The organism is Streptomyces sp. NPDC091416, assembly GCF_044756845.1.
GTDB lineage: Bacteria > Actinomycetota > Actinomycetes > Streptomycetales > Streptomycetaceae > Streptomyces.
In genome coordinates this window covers 119969-141045 of sequence record NZ_JBIVTU010000015.1, presented here as the reverse complement: position 1 = coordinate 141045, position 21077 = coordinate 119969, and the positions used below count along the sequence as shown (strand labels likewise).

Sequence of the window (21077 nt, the reverse complement as noted above, 5' to 3'; positions counted from 1 at the left end):
CTGCGGGGTGAGGAGAGGCTTTGGCAGGAGCAGGAGCAGGAGCAGGAGCAGGAGCAGGAGCAGGAACGCGGAGCTGGGTACGGGCTGTGCGCGGTTATCGGCCAAGAACAATCGGATGGCTGACATCCACACCGGAATTCGTGCGGTTCAGGGCACTGGACGACCCGAAACAGTCACATCCTCAAAAATGTGATCGCGCCTCGCAGGCTGGGTACCGGTTTGCCATGCTGTCGCCGTACGCCTGCCGATGATGCACTGAATCCGAGCCCTTGTGACGACTCCGACCTGCGCATTCGCCGTCCGGGGGCTCACTGGTGAGAGAAGTGATCCATGTCGACCGAGCACGCTGACAGCCCCCGGGACGAGTCCGCCGAGGTCCCTCCGAGCGACGCCTTGGCCCTGAAGATCCTGGTCGCCGGCGGGTTCGGGGTCGGCAAGACGACCCTCGTCGGCGCGGTGAGCGAGATCAGGCCCCTGCGCACGGAGGAACTCCTCAGCGAGGCCGGACAGTCGGTGGACGACACCGACGGCGTGGCCCAGAAGACCACCACCACCGTCGCCATGGACTTCGGACGCATCACCATCAGGTCCGGACTCTCCCTGTATCTGTTCGGAACCCCGGGCCAGGACAGGTTCTGGTTCCTCTGGGACGAACTCTCCCAAGGCGCCCTGGGCGCGGTGGTTCTGGCGGACACCCGGCGGCTGGAGGACTGCTTCCCGGCGGTCGACTACTTCGAACACCGCCGGATTCCCTTCGTCGTCGCCGTCAACTGCTTCGCGGGGGCCCGTTCGTACGGCGAACAGGATGTCTCGCGCGCCCTCGATCTCGATCCCGGGACTCCGGTGGTGCTGTGTGACGCCAGGGACCGGGATTCGGGCAAGGAAGTCCTGATCCGGATGGTCGAATACGCGGGCCGGATGCACACTGCACGGCTTCTGGACTCGGTCGGCTGAGCCGCCTTGGCCAGATTCCGTCCCGCCGAAGCGCAGCGGGACGCTTGCCCGTACGTGACCGGTGCGTAAGGCTTGCGCACACGTGGGGCACGGGGAACGTATGAGCGGGGAGGAACAGAATGGCGCTGGACAGGGGACTCGACTGGCTGCTTGACGATCTCACCAGCCGGGTGGAGCACATACGCCACGCTCTGGTGCTGTCGAACGACGGTCTGGTCACGGGCGCGAGCACCGGGCTGGCACGTGAGGACGCGGAGCATCTGGCCGCCGTCTCGTCCGGGTTGCACAGTCTCGCCCGCGGATCGGGCCGGCACTTCCGTGCCGGAAAGGCCCGGCAGACGATGGTGGAGTTCGACGAGGCGTTGCTCTTCGTGACGGCCGCCGGAGACGGCAGTTGTCTGTGTGTGCTGAGTGAGGCGGAGGCCGATGTGGGGCAGGTGGCGTACGAGATGACGCTGCTGGTCAACAGGGTCGGGGAGCACCTCGGTGTGGCTGCGCGGCAGGACGGGAGCATAGGGGTCAACAGGGTCTGACGTCTCGGCCGTGCCGCCGCCTTGCCCGAGGGTTATCCACAGGCAGGGCGGCGGTTGCCATTTCCGTACTACCGTGATCATGGAGAGTATTCGTGTCTCACGGGGGAGAATCGTCATGCCGATGACGGAAACGGTGCGGGACGACGGCGTTCACATGGTCACGGCGAGCAGGGCCGCTGCGGAACTGAGGCTGCGGCGCGGGGAGTTCGCCCTGGCCGTACATCTGGGCATGGTGCGGCTGGACACGAGGCTGCGCGGAGGGCGGACCGGAGTCCGCAGGGAGGAGATCGACCGGCTCAGGTCGGAGGACGGATTCCCTGAGACGCTGCAGGAGCGGGTGCGGACCGTGGGGACCGCGGAGGGGGCCCGGCTGCTCGGGATCAGTCCGGTCCGCTTCAGCCGGCTGGCGCGAGCGGGCTGTGTCACGCCGGTCGCGTTCTACCTCAATCGCTACCGAGCGGTGGTGTGGCTCTATCTCGCGCAGGAACTGGGCGGGCTGGCCGCTCGGTCGCCCGAACTGATGGTGGGTAACAGCCCGCCCTGGATGCGCAGTCGCCTGGACGCGGGAACGGACTGCCGGGCCCGTAACTGGCGTTCCCGCCGGACCGAGCGGCTGCTGGCCCTCACCGAGGACCCCTGGGCCCGTGCCGCCGTCGTCGGGGAAGCGCTGGACCAGGTCCAGCTGGCCGAGGTGGTCGAGGATCCGTACGAGCGTGCCTACCTCGGCAGGGTCCGGCCCGTGCCGGTCTTCGGCCAGGGCGGCTCGGCGGCCGGGCGTGCGGCCATGGTGCAGCTGATGCTCGCCGACGAACCGGACGAGATCCTCTGGCGGAGGGTCACCCTCGGGATGGAGCTGGACCGGGCACGCGAGCTGCGCGCCGCGCCGCGGCCCGGGGAGGGGCGGTGTTCCGGAGCGGCGGACGACTCGGGAACCTCGGTCGAACCCGCCGTGCAGGTGGGGTCGGCCGGTCCGGTGCGGGCGTCGGGGTCGGCGGCGACGTCGTCCGGCCATCAGGGGCCCGTCACACGGGGGGACGGCACAAGGCAGGACGGCACGCGCGAAGACGGCGCACGGGAAGACGGCGCACGGGAAGACGGCGAACTGGAAGGCGGAGAGCACGAAGACGGCACCCGGGAGCGTGGTACGCGGGCAGGGCATACGGGCGCAGGTCGGAGGCAGGAAGGCGACGGGCAGCCAGGCCGCGGGCGGGCCGGCCGGGGCGGCGGTGACGGCGCGGCAGGGCTGCTGGCCCGATTCCGGATCCGCCGGACACGTGAGCACCGGAGCCCGCGCGGGACAGCCGGCGTCAGAGGGAGGCCGCTCGCCACCGAGACGCGGACCAGGCATTCTGTTCACCATGTTGATCAGGGAAGCCACCGCTGAGGACTGGCCCGCCATCTGGCCCTTCTTCCATGAAATCGTCGCCGCAGGCGAGACATTCACCTACCCGCTCGATCTCGCGGAGGCCGATGCCCTCGACTGGTGGCTCTTGAGGCCCCCGAACCGCACGGTGGTGGCGGTGGACGAGGGCGGCGGCGTCCTTGGCACGGCGAAGATGAACAACAACCACATGGGCAACGGCTCACACATCGCCAGCGCCAGCTACATGGTCGACCCCCGGCACTCCGGAAAGGGTGTGGGACGGGCCCTGTGCACGTACACGATCGACTGGGCTCGTTCGGCCGGGTTCCGTGCCATGCAGTTCAACGCGGTCGTGGAGGGCAACGCCGCCGCGGTCGGGCTCTATCGTTCCCTCGGTTTCGAGGTGCTGGGAACTCTGCCGGAGGGGTTCAACCATCCGAAGAAGGGGTTCGTGGGACTTCACATCATGTACCGGCCGCTCTGACGGCCGGCGGGTGGACGTGGCTGCGGACCGCCTGCGGGCACGCTCCGGCGCCGGGCGTTCACTTCACGCCACGGCGTCGGTCGGACCCAGTCCGTCGCCGTGCCCGGGTTGCCCCAACCAGAGTTGGTCTGCGATCAGTTGTGACACCGAATGGTCTGTGGGGTGGGTGCACACAGGAGGGAAGGGGGCAGTACTGTGCGCCCCACCGCCCATTCGGGCGATGAAACATTTGCGGAGGAAGAATCCATGACCATACCCAGGAGATCGTGGCGTGCTGCGGGAACCCTCGCCGCCGCTGCGGTTGTCGGCCTGACCGGTGCGGTTCTCACCGCCGGTCCGGCCGCAGCTCACACCCCCACCTGGGCCGTGACCTGTACCGAAGTGAGCCTGCACCTGACCGCGTACAACGGTGGCGTCACCAACCAGGTGACCGTCACCGTCGACGGTAAGGACCTCCTGCCGACCGAGACCTTCGGCAAGGGGCTCGACAAGACGATCGCGCTGCCCGAGCACGACAAGGAGCTGACGGTCCGTCTGGTCGTCAAGGCCGGTGACGGCGACCAGTACTCGCGCGACGAGTCCAAGCAGGCGCCGGTGTGCGAGGGGACTCCGCCGAAGGAGCCCACGCCGACGCCGTCCGAGACGAAGCCGTCCGACACGCCCACCACGGCGAAGCCGACGCCTACCGCCACTCCCAGCGAGACCGCTTCGTCGTCTGCGCCTGCCGCAGCCACGCCGAGCCCCAGCTCGCCGGATCTGGCCGAGACCGGTTCGTCGTCCGCCACGCCGGTCATCGGTGGCGCGGCTGTCGCCGTGCTCCTGGCCGGTGGCGGCATCATGTGGTCCGTGCGCAAGCGCCGTACCGCGCAGCACTGACGTATCCCGGGACCCGGGCGCGGCGATCGCGCCCGGGTCACCGGCCGAGGGGCGTGCCGTGTCCTGTGGGACGAGGCGCGCCCCTCGGCGCTGTCTCCCGGAGGTGTCCTCTCGGCGTTCTTGCTGTCAGTTCCGTCCGCCGACGGAACCGGGATGCTCCGAGCCGTCCTTGCCGCGGAGGTCCACCGGTGCGGTGGCCGTCCTGCGGACCGGTGCGGACACGGGCGGCGCGGCCGGCCCGATCTCGCACCAGACCGCCTTGCCCTCGCCGCGGGGCTCGATGCCCCAGCGGGTGGCGACGGCGTCCAGGAGCAGCAGCCCCCGGCCCGAAGTCGCGGTCTCGCCGGGTGTGCGCCGCCGGGGCCAGGCACTGGAGCGGTCCTGCACCGACAGCCGGACGCGCCGCACCGGTTCCGGCAGCACCTCAAGGGTGAGGACGGCGCCGCCTTCCGTGTGCAGTAGCACATTCACCAGCAGTTCACCGGTCACCAGCTCGGCGTCGTCCGCGAGTTCGGCCATGTTCCAGTCGGCCAGTGCCTGACGCACCATGGTCCGGGCGTCGGAGAGCCCCTCCGGATCGGCCTGGTGGATGTACTGATGGAGCCTCGGTGCCCGTGGGGACCCCGGGTCGGGGCTGCGTCGCAGTACCAGCAGGGCGACGTCGTCGCCCGAGCCCCAGCGCTCCCACAGCCGGTCCGACAGATGGTCGGCCAGCGCCTCGGCGCCTGCCGGGCCGGCGCTGACCTCGTTGATGAGCGTGCGCACCCCCGCGTCGATGTCGGCGCCCGGTTCCTCCACCAGGCCATCGGTGTACAGGACCAGCGTCTCGCCCGGGACCAGGTCCAGCCGTGTCTCGGGGAACTCCTCGTCGCCGAAGTCGGTGGCGATGCCCAGCGGGACACCGCCACGCACCTGCGGGGTGCCGACCCGGCCGTCCGTGTGCCGGATCAGCGGGCCGAAGTGGCCGGCGCGTACGACCCGCACCGTTCCGGTCGCCAGATCGACCTGGGCGTACGTACAGGTGGCGAAACGGTCCGTGTCCAGCTCGGCGAGGAACCGGGAGGCCCGGGCCAGCACCGTCGACGGCGGATGCCCCTCGGCGGCGTACGCACGCAGCGCGATGCGCAGCTGGCCCATGATCGCCGCCGCGTGCGTGTCGTGGCCCTGCACGTCGCCGACCACGATGCCGAAGCGGTTCTTGGGCAGTGCGATCACGTCGTACCAGTCGCCGCCCACCTGACGGCCGCTCCATGCGGCGTGGTAGCGGACGGCGATCTCACCGCCCTCGATCTCCTGGATCCGGCGGGGCAGCATGGCGGACTGGAGGCCCGTGGCGAACTCGCGTTCCTCGTCGAAGAGCGTGGCCCGCTGAAGGGACTGGGCGACGATCGCGGCGAGCCCCAGGCAGAGGTTGCGTTCGTCGGCGGTGAAGGCGGTGCGTTCGCGGTAGAAGAGTGCCAGCCCGCCCAGGGTCCGGGCCTGGGCGACGAGCGGTAGATAGGCCGCCGCCTGGAACTTGAGCGTGCCCACCAACGGCTTCAGCACCGGATAGCGCCGGGTGAGCGAATCGAGTGAGCTCACGAAGCGTGGCCGCCCGCTCAGGACGGTGTCGGCCAGCGGGAACTTCGGGTCGAGCCGGCCCGAGCCCAGCTCGTCGCCGACCTCCAGCGATTCGCCGCTCAGAGCGATGACATTGAGCGTGGCGTTGTCCAGCAGGCCGAGCGCGAGCCCGTCGGCGCCGAGCCGTGCCAGTCCGCCCGGTCCGGTCAGCGCGGCGGTGACATCATCGACGGTCACGGCTCGTGACAATGCACTGGTTGTTCGCTCAACTATGTCCGTCTGCCGCTGCCGCCGCTTCTCCAGATCCAGCACGAAGGCCGAATGGGTGACTTCCGCGGTCGCGTCCCGCACCAGACCGATCACCCGGTGCGCCCGCCCGTCGGTGCCACGCAGGATGCGCGCCTGGACATGGGTCCACTGATCATCGCCGTCGCCCATGGGAACCCGGAAGTGCACGCTGTACGAGCTGCTCCCGCCCTTGATGGCCTCGTCGATCGCCACATCCAGACGGATCCGTTCCGCCGGGTCGAGGAGTTCCACCAGAGACTCGGGCCGGGAATCGAAAACGGCCGGATCCAGGCCGAACACCAGCAGCCCGGCCTCGTCGATGTCCAGCGTCCGGGCGTCGAGATCCCACTCGAAGCTGCCGGTGCGGTTCATGGCAAGCCGCTCCGCCGTCGCCGTCTCGCCGCTGTGGGTCTTCTCGACCAGCAGGCGGGGCGGGACGGGGATGAACGGTGGCCGGTCGTGATCGGTCATTCGTGCTCCGAAGATCGTCCGGCGGGGCTGCCGTACGGCGTGACTCAATTGTCTGGCCGGTTCGGCAGGGCTGCCACAGCGGGAAAGAGCCGGGCGGCGCTCCGCCCGGGCTCCGCGACATGGCCGACCCCCCTCCCTGCCGGGCGCCCCACCCCGCCGCGCACAATGGCAGGGAAAGATCGTCCGTGACCGGCGGACGGTACGGCACTGGGGCTGACCGGAGCGCACATGAACCACGAGGATTCCGTCCTGCTGCACACCGAGGGGCGCGTCCGCCATGTGACGCTGAACCGGCCCCGGGCCCTGAACGCCCTGAACCACGCCATGGTGCTGCGCATCGGCGAGGCGCTGGACGCGGCGGAACAGGACCCCTCGGTCGTCGCGGTGCTGCTCAGCGGTGCGGGGGAGCGCGGTCTGTGCGCGGGCGGAGACATCCGGTCCATCCGTGACGATGCGCTGGCCGGCGGCCGGACGTCCCTGGACTTCTGGCGCGACGAGTACCGGCTCAACGCCCGCATCGCCCGGTTCCCCAAGCCCTACGTCGCCCTCATGGACGGCATCGTGATGGGCGGCGGGGTCGGCGTCTCCGCCCACGGCTCCCTCCGCATCGTCACGGAGCGCTCCCGGATCGCCATGCCCGAGACCGGCATCGGATTCGTACCGGACGTCGGCGGTACGTATCTGCTCGGTGCGGCCCCCGGCGAACTCGGTCTGCATCTGGCCCTCACCGGCGACGTGGTCGGTGCGGCCGACGCGCTGCTGTGCGGCCTCGCCGACCACTTCGTGCCGTCGGGGGACCTGCCCGCCCTGCTCACCGCACTGGACACGTGTGCCACACCGGAGGCCGTCGTCGCCGCTGCCGCGCGATACGGCGGCACCGCCCCGGCCGGAGAGCTGGCCGGGCACCGCGACTGGATCGACGCCTGCTACGCCGCTGACACCGTCGAGGAGATCGTCGAGCGGCTCGACGACTGCGGGGTGCCCGCAGCGAAGCAGGCAGCGACGACCATCATGGCCAAGTCCCCCACAGCGCTGAAGGTGACGCTCGCGGCCGTCCGGCGGGCCCGTCGTCTGAAAAGCCTGGAAGCGGCCCTCGACCAGGAATACCGCGTCTCGTCCATCGCCTTCTCCGGGCCCGATCTGGTCGAGGGCGTACGTGCCCAGATCGTCGACAAGGACCGCAACCCCCGGTGGAGCCCGGCGGAGCTCGCCGAAGTCACCGACGAGGACGTGGCCCGCCACTTCGCACCGCTGGGCGAGGGCGAGCTCGGCCTCGGTCCCGCGGCAGAAGCGACCGGCTGAGGCGAACACCCCCGGCCTGTCCGCTCACCCTCACCCCCGTCCTGTCCCGCTCACCCTCACCCCCCTCCGAACCGCCCCGGTACTCGGACGAGCTGAGCCCGCTCGCCCGTCGCATCGCCGGGCGTGCGGCGGTGCCCAGGCCGCTGCGCCGCGCGGCCACCCCGAAGCGGGACTCACCCCGTTCGATCAGCCGGCGCGCCGGGGCGAGCCGTGCCCCGGCGAGCCAGGCCAACGGTTTGGCTGCCGGTCGCGCCCGGAAGCGGCGGTGCAGCGTCGCAGGACCGACCGCGCACGTGCCCGCAAGGCCGGCGCCGGTGCCGGCCTTGCGGGCTTTTCTTGGCCCACGCCCAGGCACTCCTGGGCCCACGCGCAGGACGGGCGCCGGGGACTCGTCCGGCAGGCCGGGAATCGTGCGCCCCCCACGAACTGCCGCCGCCCGCCGTTCCGGTGGCCACGCGATCGTGCATCGGGCCGTCGCCACAGCAGTGGGTCGGGCTCTTCCGTCCTCCGTTCCCGTGGCCACGCGAGCGAGCACCGGGCCGACGCCACGCCGGCGGTTCAGGCCCCTCGGCCCTCCGTCCCGGCGGCCACGTGATTGTGCCGAAGGCCGAGCCGGGCCTCTGCCCGGTCCCAGTCACGACCGTTCCCCCGCGGCTCGTAGTGCCGGAGTTCCTGAGTGCGGGCGACCAGCCGCCGCACACCCGTGAGGTCATCCACCAGGCCGTGGGCACGGGCCTGGATCAGGATGTTGCCGAGCGCCGTCGCCTCCGCGGGGCCCGCCGTGACGGGCAGTCCGCTCGCGTCGGCCGTCCACTGGCACAGCAGCTCGTTGCGCGAGCCGCCCCCGACCAGGTGGATCCGTGCCGGCGCACGCACGGCGAGCTCGGCGGCCGCGCGCAACGTCCGGCGATGCGCCAGCGCCAGACTCTCCAGCACACAGCGCACGTAACCGCCGGGCGACCGCGGCGGCTCCTGCCCCGTCCGCAGCAGGTACGCGTCGATGCGGGCAGGCATGTCCCCCGGCATGAGGAACGAGGCGTCGTCCGGGTCGATCACCGCGGCGAACGGTTCCGACGCCGAGGCGTCGGCGAGCAGACCGGCCAGGCCGAGCGGAACGCCCGCGCGGTCCCACATCCTGCGGCACTCCTCAAGCAGCCACATGCCCATGATGTTGCGGAGATAGCGGACCGTGCCGTCCACCCCGCGCTCATTGGTGAAGTTGGCCGCCCGGGATTCCTCGGACAGCACCGGGGCGTCCAGTTCCAGTCCGGCCAGTGACCAGGTGCCGCACGAGATGTACGCGAAGTCCGCCTCCACGGCCGGAACCGCCACGACCGCCGACGCCGTGTCGTGCGAGGCGACGGTTGTCACCGGGGTCCCGCCCGGCAGGCCGGTGCACTCGGCGACGTGCGGCAACAGCGTCCCCGCCGGAGCGCCCGGCTCGCGCAGCGGCGGGAACAGCGCACGCTCCAGCCCCAGCCGCCCGATCAGCGCGTCGGACCAGCCACCGCTCCGTGCGTCGAACAGCCCGGTCGTCGACGCGTTCGTGATCTCCGCGCCCACCGACCCGGTCAGCCAGTGCACCAGCAGATCGGGCATCAGCAGCATCGTCCGCGCGGCCCCCCACTGGGCGGTCGCCCGGTGGGCGAGCAGCTGGAAGACCGTGTTGAACGGCAGGTGCTGCAGTCCGCCGACCGCGTACAGCTCCCGCACACCGCAGCCCTCCGGCAGCCGCTTCGCAGCGCCGATGTTGCGTGTGTCCCGGTAGTGGAACGGCAACCCCAGCAGAGCCCCGTCGCCATCCAGCAGCCCGTAGTCCACCGCCCACGTATCGACACCGATGGAGGCGACGGGACCCGAGCGCCCGGCTGCCCGCAGCCCGTCCAGCATCCCCTGGTACAGGGCCAGTACGTCCCAGCGCAGACCGTCCGGCAGGCGTACCGGCGTATTGGCGAACCGGTGCGCCTCGGCCAGTTCGAGCCTCCCGGGCCCGACCCTGCCGGTGATCACCCGGCCACTGGTCGCGCCGAGGTCCACGGCGGCGAAGACGGCGTCACCCGCCGAGGAGTCGATGGAATTCACAGCCATGGAGATCGTGTCCAGGTCATCGCAGGAAGGCGGCAGCCACACCGGCATCCACCGGAATGTGCAGCCCGGTGGTGTGCGTGAGGTCGCCGCCGGTCAGCGCGAACACGGCGTTGGCGACGTGCTCGGGCAGCACCTCGCGCTTGAGCAGGGTCCGCTGTGCGTAGAACTCGCCGAGCTTCTCCTCCTCGATGCCGTACGTCGCCGCGCGCTGGGCACCCCAGCCCGCGGCGAAGATGCCCGACCCCCGCACCACCCCGTCCGGGTTGATGCCGTTGACGCGGATCCCGTGCTCTCCGAGCTCCGCCGCCAGCAGCCGTACCTGATGTGCCTGGTCGGCCTTGGTCGCCGAGTACGCGATGTTGTTCGGGCCGGCGAAGACGGCGTTCTTGGAAGCGATGTAGATGACGTCGCCGCCGAGACCCTGCGCCTGCATGACCCGGGCGGCCTCGCGCGCGACGAGGAACGAGCCGCGCGCCATGATGTCGTGCTGCAGGTCCCAGTCGCGCGCCGTCGTCTCCAGCAGCGGCTTCGAGATCGAGATCCCCGCGTTGTTCACGACGAGGTCCACACCGCCGAACGCGAGCACCGCGGCCTTGAACGCCTCCGCGATCTGATCCTCGCTCGTGACATCGACCGTGACGGCCACGGCCCGGTCAGGGCCGCCCAGGTCCTGCGCGACCGCGGCCGCGTTCTCGGCGTTCAGGTCCGCCACGACCACACAGGCGCCCTCGGCCACCAGCCGGTGCGCGATGGCGCGCCCGATCCCCGAACCGGCCCCGGTCACCAGGGCGACCCGGGTGGCCAGCGGCTTCGCCTTCGGCATCCGCCGCAGCTTGGCCTCCTCCAGCTCCCAGTACTCGATCCGGAACTTCTCGGACTCCTTGATCGGCGCGTACGTGGAGACCGCCTCCGCGCCACGCATCACGTTGATGGCGTTGAGGTAGAACTCCCCGGCGACGCGGGCGGTCTGCTTGTCCTTGCCGAACGAGAACATCCCGACGCCGGGCACCAGAACGATCGCGGGATCTGCGCCGCGCATGGCCGGAGAGCCGGGAACGGCATGCCGCGCGTAGTACGCCCGGTACGTCTCGCGGTACTCGCCGTGCAGCGTCTTCAGCCTTTCCACCGCCTCGGAGACCGGCGCGTCGGCCGGAAGGTCGAGCACCAGAGGGCTGATCTTCGTACGGAGGAAGTGGTCCGGGCACGAGGTGCCGAGGGCGGCGAGCCGCGGGTGCTCGCTGCGGGACAGGAAGTCCAGTACCGGCTCGGCGTCCGTGAAGTGACCGACTTGGGGCCGGTCGGTGGACGCCAGACCGCGGATCACCGGAGCGAGTGCTGCCGCCCGCTCCCGGCGCTCGTCCGCGGACAGGGCTTCGCGGCCGGGGAGAACGGGCCCGAACGGTTCCGGCCGGCCGCGCTCAGCCAGGAAGGTCTCCGCCGTACGGATCATCCACAGGGCGTTCTGCTCGCACGCGTCCGACGTCTCGCCCCAGGCGGTGATTCCGTGACCGCCCAGGACGACTCCGACCGCCTGCGGATGGGCCTCCTTCACGGCGGCGATGTCCAGCCCGAGCTGGAAGCCCGGCCGCCGCCAGCCCACCCAGGCGACCTTGTCGCCGAAGCACTCGGCGGTCAGCTTCTCCCCGTCGGCCGCGCACGCCAGGGCGATCCCCGAGTCCGGGTGCAGATGGTCGACGTGCGCGGCCTCGACCAGGGCGTGCATGGCGGTGTCGATCGACGGCGCCGCACCCCCCTTGCCGTGCAGGCAGTAGTCGAACGCCGCCACCATCTCGTCCTCGCGTTCCACACCCGGGTACACCTCCTTGAGGGCGCGGACCCGGTCCAGACGGAGCACGGCGAGCCCATCCTCCTTCAGGGTGCCGAGGTCACCTCCGGAGCCCTTGACCCAGAGGAGTTCGGTCTCACCTCCGGTGACCGGGTCGGCGCCGGCCGCCTTGACGGAGGTGTTGCCGCCTGCGTAGTTGGTGTTGCGTGGGTCGGATCCGATCCGGTGCGCGCGCTCCAGGAGCGCGGCGACTTCGGCGTGGGTCGGGGACGTCATGGGCATTCCTTCGGGACGGGACGGAGCAGGGGCGATGGGCAGCGGGCAGCGGTGCAGCCGGGGTCAGGCGCCCCAGCCGGCCTGGGTGCCGCCCACCCGGGCGGCGGCGATGCGCTCCTGGTTGCCGGAGGCGAGGTACGCGGCGAACGGGTCCCCGGCCAGGCCCTGTTCCTCCCGGACCTCGGCCAGCAGCGGTCGCACGTCGGTGTTGTAGGCGTCCATCAGGACGGCGTTCGAGGCGAGTACGTCGCCCGACGTCTGGGCGGCGACGAGCGCGTCCAGGTCGACCAGCAGCGCCTTGGCCGTCGCCTCCTGCACATTGGCGACCGACCGGATGACCGCGGGGATCTTCGCCTCGATGTTGTGGCACTGGTCGAGCATGAAGTTGACGTTGGTCTCGGAGCGCAGACCGCCGTTCTTCACGACCTCGTGCATGATCCGGAAGAGCTGGAAGGGGTCGGCCGCCCCGACCATCAGGTCGTCGTCCGCGTAGAAGCGGGAGTTGAAGTCGAAGGCGCCGAGCCGTCCTTCCCGCAGGAGCAGAGCCACGATGAACTCGATGTTCGTGCCCGGGGCGTGGTGCCCGGTGTCCACGACCACCTGTGCCTTCGGGCCGAGCTTGAGGCAGTGCGCGTACGCCGTGCCCCAGTCGGGTACGTCCGTCGTGTAGAACGCGGGCTCGAAGAGCTTGTACTCGAGCAGCATCCGCTGGTCGTCGCCGAGCCGCTCGTAGACCGCGGTCAGTGCCTCGGCCAGCCGGTCCTGACGGGCAACGATGTCATCCTGCCCCGGGTAGTTCGTACCGTCGGAGAACCACAGCTTGAGATCGGGGGAGCCGGTCTCGTCCATGACGTCGACGCACTCCAGCAGATGTGCGGTCGCCTTGCGGCGCACTGCCGCGTCGGGGTGGGTGACCGAACCCAGCTTGAAGTCGTCGTCCTGGAAGACGTTGGAGTTGATCGCTCCGATCCGCAGCCCGAGGCCCTCGGCGTGGCGGGTCAGCGCGGCGTAGTCGGCCACCTTGTCCCACGGGATGTGCAGCGACACCTTCGGTGCGACGCCCGTGAACGCGTGGACCTGCGCCGCGTCCTCCATCTTCTCGAACGGATCCCGTGGCACCCCCGGCTGCGCGAAGACCTTGAACCGGGTCCCGGAGTTGCCGTAGCCCCACGACGGGGTCTCGATCACCTGGGACTTCAGGGCTGCCTTGACGGCCGACACATCGGACATGAACACCTCGTAAGCAGAGTCACCCGGCGAGCATGATCGCCGGAACGTGTGAATCGTTTCATCCGAACGTACGCTAGGTAGGGCGCCGGTCACTAGTCAAGCGACCCGGCGGTCTTCGTTTGAACGTAGAACGGGATTGAATCAATTCACCACGGATCGGGGCGACCCCGCCGAAGACGGGCCAGGCCCGCCCCGGATCTCCGGGGCGGGCCTGGCCGGCCGGCGTGCGTGGTGTGCGGGCCGTGCGGTGAGGGCCGAGGGTCAGTGCCCGCTGCCCGCCGTGCTGGGCCGGAGCGAGCGGACGAGGTCGAAGAACCGCGACTCGTTGCCCGAGAGCCCGGCGCGGCGCAGCGCGCCGTCCGCCTCGGCGATCGGTGCGGCGAGCGACGGCATGTACAGCGGGGCGTCGTCCGGATCTTCGAGCGCCGCCCGTGTCGCTGCCAGTAAACGGACATACGCCTGCGCCGCGGCGAGTTCGTCCTTGCGCATCTCAGCATCTCCAGGGTCAGAGGTGTCGGACCCACAAGCATCTCTCATGGGTCTGACAACGACTCTCTGCGAGAGCTGAGGCGCATGCGGCCGGCGGTTACCGCCGGCTGTCCGGCCGAGCCGCACCCGTCGGCGGTTCGACCTCCAGGAACCGGCGGTTGCGCGGTCCGCGGTAGAGCAGGGCTGTCCAGCCCAACTCCCGCAGCGCCGTGGCGCAACGGGTCAGCTCGCGCTCCTCCTCGTGCGCCGCGCCGCTGCCCGGAGGGCCCAGCCACTCCACCCGTGCGGTGCCGGGCAAGGTGCCCGCGGCCACTCGGTACCCCGTCGCCGTGCGCCGGCCCGAGGCGTCAACCGCGGACGCGGCCAGCGCCGATGCCTCCAGGGCCAGCGCAACGGCCCGTACCGTCCGGTGCAGTTCCCATGCGGCCGGAACCGTCTCCGGGGCGGCGGAGCCGGTGTTCGTCAGGCGCCGGATCTGCAGCATCCCGGCGAACGCGGTCCGCACCGAAGCGGCCCGTCGTCCGGCCGGGCCCGGAGGCAAGGGGCCCTCCCCGGTGGCCGGTTCGAAACCGGTCTCTTCGTCCCCGGCGCTCATCCGGTTTCCCTTCGCCGTGCTGCACTGGTGCCAGTGTGCGCCGGCCCACTGACAACCGGGTCGGATGCTCCCGTGCGTCTTGCCCGGGACGCTCCGGAGGACCGCGCTCGGGTCAGACGCTCCCGAGCACCTTGCCCGGGTTGAGGATGCCGTGCGGATCGAGTGCCGCCTTGACCGCGTGGTGCATGCCGAGCACCGCCGGGCCCAGTTCCTTGTTCATGCCGCGCATCTTCAGCAGCCCCACCCCGTGCTCGCCGGTCACCGTGCCGCCGAGCGCGATCGCATCGTCCAGGATGTCCTCGAAGGCCTTCTGGGCGCGGGCCCGCGCGGCTTCGTCCCCGGGCGGCGTGATGATCAGCGGATGGAGGTTGCCGTCGCCCGCGTGCGCGATGTTGGCGATGAGGACGTCGTGCCGGGCGGCCGTCCGTTCGATCCGGGCCAGCATCTCCGGCACGGCGGTCCGGGGTACGCAGACGTCCTCGGTCAGCACCGGACCCAGCCGCTCCAATGCCGGATAGGCCAGTCGCCTGGCCTGGAAGAGCGCGTCCGCCTCCTGCTGGTCCGTGGAGACCGCGGCCCAGGTCGCCCCGGCGCGCTCGAAGCAGTCACGGACCAGTTCGGCCTCGGCGTCACCCTCGGCGCCGGGGGTGTCGACGCGGCCGAGCAGCACCACGTCGGCGTCCGCGGAGAGGCCCATCTTCTTCCAGGCGTCGACCGCGGCCAGGCAGTGGCGGTCGACGAGTTCGAGCGCGGAGGGAATGACGCCGGACGCGGTCACGGCACTCACGGCCTCACCGGCGGCGACGACGGACGAGAAGTATCCGGCCACCGTCCGTTCCTGGAGCCTCGCGGGCCGCAGGCGCACCGTGATCTCCGTGATCACGCCGAGCGTGCCCTCGGAACCCACCATCAGCCCGGCCAGGTCGTACCCCGCCACACCCTTGGCGGTCCGGCGGCCGAGCGAGACGACTTCGCCGAGTCCGTTGACGACCTCCAACCCCAGCACGTAGTCGCGCGTCACGCCGTACTTGACGCAGCACATGCCCCCGGCGTTGGTCGCGACGTTCCCGCCGATGGTCGACCAGGGCGAACTGGCCGGATCCGGCGGGTACCACAGCCCGTGCTCCGCGCTCGCCGCGCGCAGATCGTCGTTGACCACACCGGGCTGGACGACGGCCAGCCGCTCGGCACGGTCGATGTCGACGATGCGGTTCATGTCCTCGAAGGACAGGACGATCGCCCCGTCGACGGCGTTCGCGCCTCCGGACAGGCCGGTACCCGCGCCGCGCGCAACCAACGGGATGCGGTGGGTGACGCAATGGCGCACCACGTCCCGCACCTCCTCGGTGCTCTGCGGGCGTACCACGGCCACGGGCGTCCCGTACGGGGCCCATTCGGCCTCGTCGTGCTGGTACCGGGTCAGACCCGCGGGATCGGTCAGGACCCGCTTGGCCGGAATGCTGTCGACCGGTGCGTTCGCCACGATGGTGGCCACCTCCCAAAAGATGTATGACCCATCATTATGGTCACCGGTGACGAAGGACCACGGGCGGCCCCGGGCCGCCGTCCGCCCGGGCACCTTGTCACAAGGCACGACGGCGAAGCTCGGTAGGCTCGGACGGCCATGACCACGTACACCAGAAGGGCCCACGTACCGTGCCCGACAACGACCGAGCCGTCGCCAACGACGGCGGTGACCGCGCCGCTCTTCGCGCCGACTGCGCGAACTGCTTCGGACTGTGCTGCGTCGCGCTGACCCTCACCCGGTCCGCGGACTTCGCCGTCAACAAGGACGCGGGCAAGCCCTGCCGCAACCTCCAGGAAGACTTCCGCTGCGGCATCCACACCCGGCTGCGGACCGAGGGCTTCGCCGGCTGCACGGTGTACGACTGCTTCGGCGCGGGCCAGAAGGTGTCGGGAGAGACCTTCGGCGGGCGGGACTGGCGCACGGCCCCGGAGAGCGCCCAGCAGATGTTCCAGGTCTTCCCGGTCGTACGGCAGCTCCACGAGCTCCTCTGGTACCTCACGGAGGCTGCTGCCCTCGCGCCGGCCCGCTCACTGCACGGCGAGATCCGGCGCAGCCTGGAGAGGACCGAGCGCCTCACCCGCCTCGACGCGGATGCCCTCACGGACCTGGACGTGGCCGCGCACCGCGACGGTGTCGCCGCCCTGCTCGGCCGCACCAGCGAACTCGTGCGCGCCACCGCCCCCCGGAAGAAGAAGCGCAGCCACCGGGGTGCGGACCTGATCGCGGCCCGCCTCCGGGGGGCGGATCTGCGGGGCGCCGACCTCCGCGGTGCCTACCTCATCGCGGCGGACCTCACCGGCGCCGACCTGCGGCTGGCCGATCTGATCGGCGCGGACTTCCGGGACGCGGACCTGTCCGGCGCCGACCTGACCGGGGCGCTCTTCCTCACGCAGTCCCAGCTCAACGCGGCCAAGGGCAACGGCGCCACCCGGCTGCCCCTCTCGCTCAGCCGCCCGGCTCACTGGGACAGGTGACGGCACGCCACCTCGTCATACCTGTGGGGCCTCGTCGGCCGGTGAGGACTCCGGTGACGACTCGAGCACCGCCTTGAGGCGCTGGAGCGTGGTCCGGATGTTTCCGCGCTGGAACTCGGCGAACGCGTGCCCCCGGGTGGCCGCCCGGTCGAAGGCGTTGGCCACGAAGTCCGGCCAGGAGCGCCGGTCGTCCGTCCAGGTCTCGGTGACCCTGGTGCCGCCGTCCACGGCCTCGAAGCGGTACTCCCAGGTGGCGATCGCCGCCGGCAGCCGGGGCCGCTTCGCCCCGAGGGCGTGGACACGGAAGGCGAACCGTTCACCCGGGTCGGCCGCCGTCACCGTGCACCTGGTCGTCCAGCGCATGGCCCCGCGCTTGTTGCGACCCTCGAAGACCATTCCGACGTACGCGCCCCGAGGCTGTCCGAGCACCCTCGCGCCCCGGTTCTCCGGACTCCAGCGCCCCATCTCCGTGGGGTCGCTCACATGCGCGTACACGAGCGAGGGTTCGGCGAGAACCACGATGCTGTCCGACACGGACATGGTGCGGGGCATGAGCACTTCCGATCCGCGGCCGACTGCGGCAACCCCGGGGCGTCGGAACGGCCGCACGGCCGACGGGCTCCCGGGCACCACACCCTACTCACCGGTCACATAGGGGCGGGTGCCGGGTTCGGGCCGTTCCGGCGGCCGGGAGCGCGAACGCTTCGCGTCCCTGGTTCGTTGGACAGGACGGCGTAACCGGAACACCCTCCACGACCGGACCCAGGAGCCCGCACATGCCCAGCCGAACCGACCCCGGCAGTACCGACACGAGCCGCACCCGCCTGATCGAGCGGCTGATGGAGCAGTTCCCGCACGTGCCGCGGGAGGCCGTCATCAAGGAGGATCTGCTGCGCGGCGGTGTGGCCTTCGACGAGTCCGCGCTCAGTGACAACGAGGGCGGTGACATCAAGCCGAAGTCGTACTTCATCTTCTCGTTCGATCACGGCACCCTTCCCGAACTCGGCGCCGCCGCGCTGCGCCGCCCGCCCGAGGAGATCGTGCTCACCGGCGGTCCGTACGAGCTGCGGCGTACGGTCGTCTCCGTGCGCGTCAATCCCGCGTCCCCGTACCGGGTGGCCTCCGACGCCGACGGAGTGCTCGGGCTGTACCTCGACGGCCGGCGGATCTCCGACGTGGGTCTGCCTCCCATGCCGGACTACTACCGACACGCCCTCGGCAACGGAAAGTCGGTCATGGAGGTCGCGCCCACCATCCAGTGGGGCTACCTGGTCTACCTCACGGTCTTCCGCGTCTGCCAGTACTTCGGCGCGAAGGAGGAGTGCCAGTACTGCGACATCAACCACAACTGGCGCCAGCACAAGGCCGCGGGCCGCCCCTACACCGGAGTGAAGCCCGTCGAGGAGGTCCTGGAGGCGTTGGCCATCATCGACCGGTACGACACGGCGAAGACCTCCACCGCCTACACCCTCACCGGCGGCGCCATCACCACCCACATCGGCGGACGGGACGAGGCCGACTTCTACGGCCAGTACGCCAAGGCCATCGAGGAACGGTTCCCCGGCCGCTGGATCGGCAAGGTCGTCGCCCAGGCCCTGCCCAAGGCCGACGTCCAGCGCTTCCGCGACTACGGCGTGCAGATCTACCACCCCAACTACGAGGTGTGGGACCGCAGGCTGTTCGAGCTCCACTGCCCAGGCAAGGAGCGCTACGTCGGCCGCGACGAGTGGCACCGCCGCATCCTGGACTCCGCCGACGTCTTCGGTGCCCGCAATGTCATCCCCAACTTCGTCGCAGGCGTGGAGATGGCCGAGCCGTTCGGATTCACCACGGTGAAGGAGGCGATCGACTCCACCACCGAGGGACTGCGGTTCTTCATGTCGCACGGCATCACCCCGCGCTTCACCACCTGGTGCCCCGAACCGACGACACCGCTCGGCAGGACGAACCCGGACGGCGCGCCGCTGGAGTACCACATCCGGTTGCTGGAGGCCTACCGGGCGACGATGGAGGAGTACGGACTCAGCTCGCCTCCCGGCTACGGGCCGCCCGGCCCCGGGCGCGCGGTGTTCTCCGTCAGTTCCTTCATGGACAGCCTGCCGGCCCGCGAGGAGGGGGACCGTAGCGGCGCGGATGCCGCCTCGTAGCGGCCCCGCTCCCGTCGCTGCCGCACTGACCGGAAGTCAGTAGCGACGGACATCCTGCTCTCGGCAGGATGTCCGTCCGGGGCACGGCACGCCGGTCGCTCCTCGTACGGTGCTACGGCTGCGACGCGGAGAGCTCCCGCACCACGCCGGCGAACCCCCGGACCAGCGCGTTGTCGGTCTCCTTCGCCCAGGCCAGCACGACGCGCAGCGGCTCCACATCCGTCAACGGGACCCAGACGAGGTCCGGCCGCGCGTAGTAACGCGCCATGCTCAGTGGAGCGAAACAGATGGCGGCGCCCTCCGCCACCTGCTCCAGCATCTCCTCGACGTTGTCGTTCGTCGGCCCCCAGCGTGGACTCGATCCGTCCGGGCGCGGGTTGACGGCCCACCAGTCCACCCACTCCCGCGGCGCCCGCTCCGTCCACAGCAGCGGCTCCTCCCCGACCTCCAGGACCGACACACCGGACCGGGACGCCAGCGCGTGTCCCGAGGGCAGTCCCACCACGCGCGGCTCCGTGTGCACCAACTCGCTGTGCAGCCCGGTGAGATCGTTGGGCAGCCAGACGAAGGCCACATCCGTCAGGCCGTCCCGCAGCGCGTCGGCCTCCTGCCCCCAGTCGTAGCGCTTCGGCGCCACCCGCACGCCCGGGTGCCGCCGGGAGAACTCCGCCCGTGCCCGCGTGGTCAGTTCGCCGGCGCCGCTCGCCTCGAAGCCCACGCGCAGCACCCCCGTCTCGCCCCGCGCGTGCCGCTGCGCCGCCGCCGTCACCCGTTCCGACTGGCGCACCGTGAGCAGGGCCTCGGCGATCACGTCACGCCCCGCGGCGGTTGCCGAGACGCCACCGGAGTGACGGTCGAAGAGTCGCACCCCGAGTTCTGACTCGAGGCCCTTGAGCGCGTACGAGAGGGCCGGCTGGCTGACGAACAGCCGCCTGGCCGCCCGCCCGAGGTTCTCCTCCTCGGCGATCACGGTGAGGTAGTGCAGCTGACGGAGCTCCATCCAGCGATCATAAGGCCCGTTTATCGGTCCGGTGGATCTTTGTCCTGGACCGCCCGGGAAGCGAGCTGGCATAACTGAATCAACGCAACACCACTAGGGAAAAACGGAGTTGGACATGAACGCCGAACACTCAGCAACGGCCCGCAGCAACGCCCCCGGCAGGGTCTGGCTCATCACCGGGGCCTCGTCCGGTTTCGGCCGCGCCATCGCCACGGCCGCCCTCGCCGCCGGGGACACCGTCGTCGCCACGGCCCGCAGGCCGGAGGCTCTCGAAGATCTGGTGGCCGCCCACCCCGACCGGGCGGTGGCGGTGCAACTGGACGTCACCGACACGGCGCGCATCGCGGCCGTGGTTGCGGACACGGTGCTCTGGTACGGCCGGATCGATGTGGTGGTCAACAATGCGGGCATGGGGCTCGTCGGCGCCGTGGAGGAGACGAGCGACCGCGAACTGCGCGATCTCATGGACCTGCACTTCTTCGGACCGGCCGCGCTGGTGCGTGCCGTGCTCCCGCACATGCGGCGCCATGGATCCGGCGCCGTCGTCCAGATGAGCAGTATGGGCGGCCGGTTCACCTTCCCCGGCGTCGGCGCCTACTCGGCGACCAAGTTCGCACTGGAAGGCCTGTCCGAGGCGCTGGCTGCGGAGGTGGCACCGCACGGCATCAAGGTGCTGATCGTCGAGCCCGGATCGTTCCGCACGGGCTTCGCCGGGGGCGGCGCGCTGCGCCAGTCCGCTGCGCTCGCCGCGTACGAGGAGACGGTGGGCCCGGTCCGCAACGACCTCCCTGATTCCGACGGCAAGCAGGAGGGCGACCCGGACAAGGCCGCGGACGCCATCCTGACGGCGCTGGCGTCCCCAGACACCCCGCTCAGGCTGCCGCTCGGCAACGACGCGACCGACGCGGTGCTCGCGAGCCTCGACGCCTCCCGTACCGAAGTGCTGGCCTGGGAGAAGGTCAGCCGCAGTACCGGCTACGACGACTGAGGCCCCGGCACATGCGCGCCCCGTACGGACTGCTGCCGGCACGTGCGCGCCCCGCACGGACTGCTGCCGGGGGGATGCGCGCCCTGTACGGACTGCTGCCGGGAGGATGCGCGCCCCGTACGGACCGTTGCTGTGCGAGGGGTGC

18 protein-coding genes are annotated in these 21077 nt (G+C 70.8%); 9 read left to right on the top strand and 9 right to left on the bottom strand.

The window, feature by feature from the left end:
- The first annotated feature begins 330 nt into the window (after window positions 1-330).
- The 5 genes from ACIQMX_RS34655 to ACIQMX_RS34635 all read left to right on the top strand — a co-directional run bounded on the left by ACIQMX_RS34655 (window position 331) and on the right by ACIQMX_RS34635 (window position 4210).
- On the top strand, window positions 331-954 hold the full coding sequence (locus ACIQMX_RS34655; RefSeq protein ID WP_402484091.1) for a GTP-binding protein: 624 nt from the start codon (window positions 331-333) through the stop codon (window positions 952-954).
- Window positions 955-1073: 119 nt separating this feature from the next.
- Window positions 1074-1487 carry a roadblock/LC7 domain-containing protein gene (locus ACIQMX_RS34650; protein ID WP_402484089.1) on the top strand — a complete coding sequence of 138 codons (414 nt, stop codon included), beginning with the start codon at window positions 1074-1076 and terminating at the stop codon, window positions 1485-1487.
- A 115-nt stretch (window positions 1488-1602) separates the two neighbouring features.
- Complete coding sequence (locus ACIQMX_RS34645) at window positions 1603-2871, top strand: DUF6397 family protein (RefSeq protein ID WP_402484087.1); 1269 nt, start codon at window positions 1603-1605, stop codon at window positions 2869-2871.
- Window positions 2846-3334: a GNAT family N-acetyltransferase gene (locus ACIQMX_RS34640; RefSeq protein ID WP_402484085.1), complete on the top strand. Its 489-nt coding sequence runs from the start codon at window positions 2846-2848 to the stop codon at window positions 3332-3334. Before ACIQMX_RS34645 ends, ACIQMX_RS34640 begins: the two co-directional genes overlap by 26 nt.
- 246 nt (window positions 3335-3580) lie before the next feature.
- On the top strand, window positions 3581-4210 hold the full coding sequence (locus ACIQMX_RS34635; protein WP_363070113.1) for an LAETG motif-containing sortase-dependent surface protein: 630 nt from the start codon (window positions 3581-3583) through the stop codon (window positions 4208-4210).
- A 126-nt stretch (window positions 4211-4336) separates the two neighbouring features.
- Here ACIQMX_RS34635 and ACIQMX_RS34630 read toward each other — a convergent pair whose 3' ends face one another.
- Window positions 4337-6529 (bottom strand): SpoIIE family protein phosphatase, encoded by a 2193-nt coding sequence (locus ACIQMX_RS34630; protein ID WP_402484083.1) that lies wholly within the window; start codon window positions 6527-6529, stop codon window positions 4337-4339.
- Between the two features lie 228 nt (window positions 6530-6757).
- Here ACIQMX_RS34630 and ACIQMX_RS34625 point away from each other — a divergent pair, with 228 nt between their 5' ends.
- Window positions 6758-7831, top strand: a complete 1074-nt coding sequence (locus ACIQMX_RS34625; protein ID WP_402484081.1) for an enoyl-CoA hydratase/isomerase family protein — start codon at window positions 6758-6760, stop codon at window positions 7829-7831.
- Between the two features lie 558 nt (window positions 7832-8389).
- Here the strand turns inward: ACIQMX_RS34625 and ACIQMX_RS34620 are convergent.
- The 6 genes from ACIQMX_RS34620 to ACIQMX_RS34595 all read right to left on the bottom strand — a co-directional run bounded on the left by ACIQMX_RS34620 (window position 8390) and on the right by ACIQMX_RS34595 (window position 15778).
- Window positions 8390-9919 carry a rhamnulokinase family protein gene (locus tag ACIQMX_RS34620; protein ID WP_402484079.1) on the bottom strand — a complete coding sequence of 510 codons (1530 nt, stop codon included), beginning with the start codon at window positions 9917-9919 and terminating at the stop codon, window positions 8390-8392.
- A 16-nt stretch (window positions 9920-9935) separates the two neighbouring features.
- Window positions 9936-11981, bottom strand: coding sequence for a bifunctional aldolase/short-chain dehydrogenase (locus ACIQMX_RS34615; RefSeq protein ID WP_363070105.1), 2046 nt, complete (start codon window positions 11979-11981; stop codon window positions 9936-9938).
- A 63-nt stretch (window positions 11982-12044) separates the two neighbouring features.
- On the bottom strand, window positions 12045-13211 hold the full coding sequence (rhaI, locus tag ACIQMX_RS34610) for an L-rhamnose isomerase (protein WP_402484076.1): 1167 nt from the start codon (window positions 13209-13211) through the stop codon (window positions 12045-12047).
- Window positions 13212-13472: 261 nt separating this feature from the next.
- Window positions 13473-13700, bottom strand: coding sequence for a hypothetical protein (locus tag ACIQMX_RS34605; RefSeq protein ID WP_363070101.1), 228 nt, complete (start codon window positions 13698-13700; stop codon window positions 13473-13475).
- A gap of 97 nt (window positions 13701-13797) precedes the next feature.
- Window positions 13798-14295: a hypothetical protein gene (locus ACIQMX_RS34600; RefSeq protein WP_402484074.1), complete on the bottom strand. Its 498-nt coding sequence runs from the start codon at window positions 14293-14295 to the stop codon at window positions 13798-13800.
- Window positions 14296-14407: 112 nt separating this feature from the next.
- A complete protein-coding gene (locus ACIQMX_RS34595) occupies window positions 14408-15778 on the bottom strand; it encodes an FAD-linked oxidase C-terminal domain-containing protein (protein ID WP_363070265.1) in 1371 nt (456 codons plus the stop codon).
- Window positions 15779-15951: 173 nt separating this feature from the next.
- On the opposite strand from ACIQMX_RS34595, the gene ACIQMX_RS34590 reads away from it, so the two are divergent.
- On the top strand, window positions 15952-16797 hold the full coding sequence (locus ACIQMX_RS34590) for a pentapeptide repeat-containing protein (protein ID WP_402484072.1): 846 nt from the start codon (window positions 15952-15954) through the stop codon (window positions 16795-16797).
- A 15-nt stretch (window positions 16798-16812) separates the two neighbouring features.
- On the opposite strand, the gene ACIQMX_RS34585 is transcribed toward ACIQMX_RS34590, so the two are convergent.
- Window positions 16813-17349, bottom strand: a complete 537-nt coding sequence (locus tag ACIQMX_RS34585; RefSeq protein ID WP_402484070.1) for an SRPBCC family protein — start codon at window positions 17347-17349, stop codon at window positions 16813-16815.
- 224 nt (window positions 17350-17573) lie between these two features.
- Between ACIQMX_RS34585 and ACIQMX_RS34580 the strand changes: the two genes are divergently transcribed.
- Window positions 17574-18944: a radical SAM protein gene (locus ACIQMX_RS34580; RefSeq protein ID WP_363070093.1), complete on the top strand. Its 1371-nt coding sequence runs from the start codon at window positions 17574-17576 to the stop codon at window positions 18942-18944.
- A 112-nt stretch (window positions 18945-19056) separates the two neighbouring features.
- Here ACIQMX_RS34580 and ACIQMX_RS34575 read toward each other — a convergent pair whose 3' ends face one another.
- On the bottom strand, window positions 19057-19944 hold the full coding sequence (locus tag ACIQMX_RS34575) for a LysR family transcriptional regulator (RefSeq protein WP_363070091.1): 888 nt from the start codon (window positions 19942-19944) through the stop codon (window positions 19057-19059).
- Between the two features lie 115 nt (window positions 19945-20059).
- Here ACIQMX_RS34575 and ACIQMX_RS34570 point away from each other — a divergent pair, with 115 nt between their 5' ends.
- Window positions 20060-20932 (top strand): oxidoreductase, encoded by an 873-nt coding sequence (locus ACIQMX_RS34570; protein ID WP_363070089.1) that lies wholly within the window; start codon window positions 20060-20062, stop codon window positions 20930-20932.
- The last annotated feature ends 145 nt before the right edge of the window (window positions 20933-21077 follow it).

Coding starts and splice junctions, on each gene's coding strand:
- ACIQMX_RS34630 (WP_402484083.1), bottom strand. CDS start 6,529: ATGACCGATCACGACCGGCCACCGTTCATCCCCGTCCCGCCCCGCCTG.
- ACIQMX_RS34575 (WP_363070091.1), bottom strand. CDS start 19,944: ATGGAGCTCCGTCAGCTGCACTACCTCACCGTGATCGCCGAGGAGGAG.
- ACIQMX_RS34585 (WP_402484070.1), bottom strand. CDS start 17,349: ATGCCCCGCACCATGTCCGTGTCGGACAGCATCGTGGTTCTCGCCGAA.
- ACIQMX_RS34580 (WP_363070093.1), top strand. CDS start 17,574: ATGCCCAGCCGAACCGACCCCGGCAGTACCGACACGAGCCGCACCCGC.
- ACIQMX_RS34615 (WP_363070105.1), bottom strand. CDS start 11,981: ATGACGTCCCCGACCCACGCCGAAGTCGCCGCGCTCCTGGAGCGCGCG.
- ACIQMX_RS34625 (WP_402484081.1), top strand. CDS start 6,758: ATGAACCACGAGGATTCCGTCCTGCTGCACACCGAGGGGCGCGTCCGC.
- ACIQMX_RS34645 (WP_402484087.1), top strand. CDS start 1,603: ATGCCGATGACGGAAACGGTGCGGGACGACGGCGTTCACATGGTCACG.
- ACIQMX_RS34605 (WP_363070101.1), bottom strand. CDS start 13,700: ATGCGCAAGGACGAACTCGCCGCGGCGCAGGCGTATGTCCGTTTACTG.
- ACIQMX_RS34600 (WP_402484074.1), bottom strand. CDS start 14,295: ATGAGCGCCGGGGACGAAGAGACCGGTTTCGAACCGGCCACCGGGGAG.
- ACIQMX_RS34650 (WP_402484089.1), top strand. CDS start 1,074: ATGGCGCTGGACAGGGGACTCGACTGGCTGCTTGACGATCTCACCAGC.
- ACIQMX_RS34655 (WP_402484091.1), top strand. CDS start 331: ATGTCGACCGAGCACGCTGACAGCCCCCGGGACGAGTCCGCCGAGGTC.
- ACIQMX_RS34635 (WP_363070113.1), top strand. CDS start 3,581: ATGACCATACCCAGGAGATCGTGGCGTGCTGCGGGAACCCTCGCCGCC.
- ACIQMX_RS34570 (WP_363070089.1), top strand. CDS start 20,060: ATGAACGCCGAACACTCAGCAACGGCCCGCAGCAACGCCCCCGGCAGG.
- ACIQMX_RS34640 (WP_402484085.1), top strand. CDS start 2,846: ATGTTGATCAGGGAAGCCACCGCTGAGGACTGGCCCGCCATCTGGCCC.
- ACIQMX_RS34620 (WP_402484079.1), bottom strand. CDS start 9,919: ATGGCTGTGAATTCCATCGACTCCTCGGCGGGTGACGCCGTCTTCGCC.
- rhaI (WP_402484076.1), bottom strand. CDS start 13,211: ATGTCCGATGTGTCGGCCGTCAAGGCAGCCCTGAAGTCCCAGGTGATC.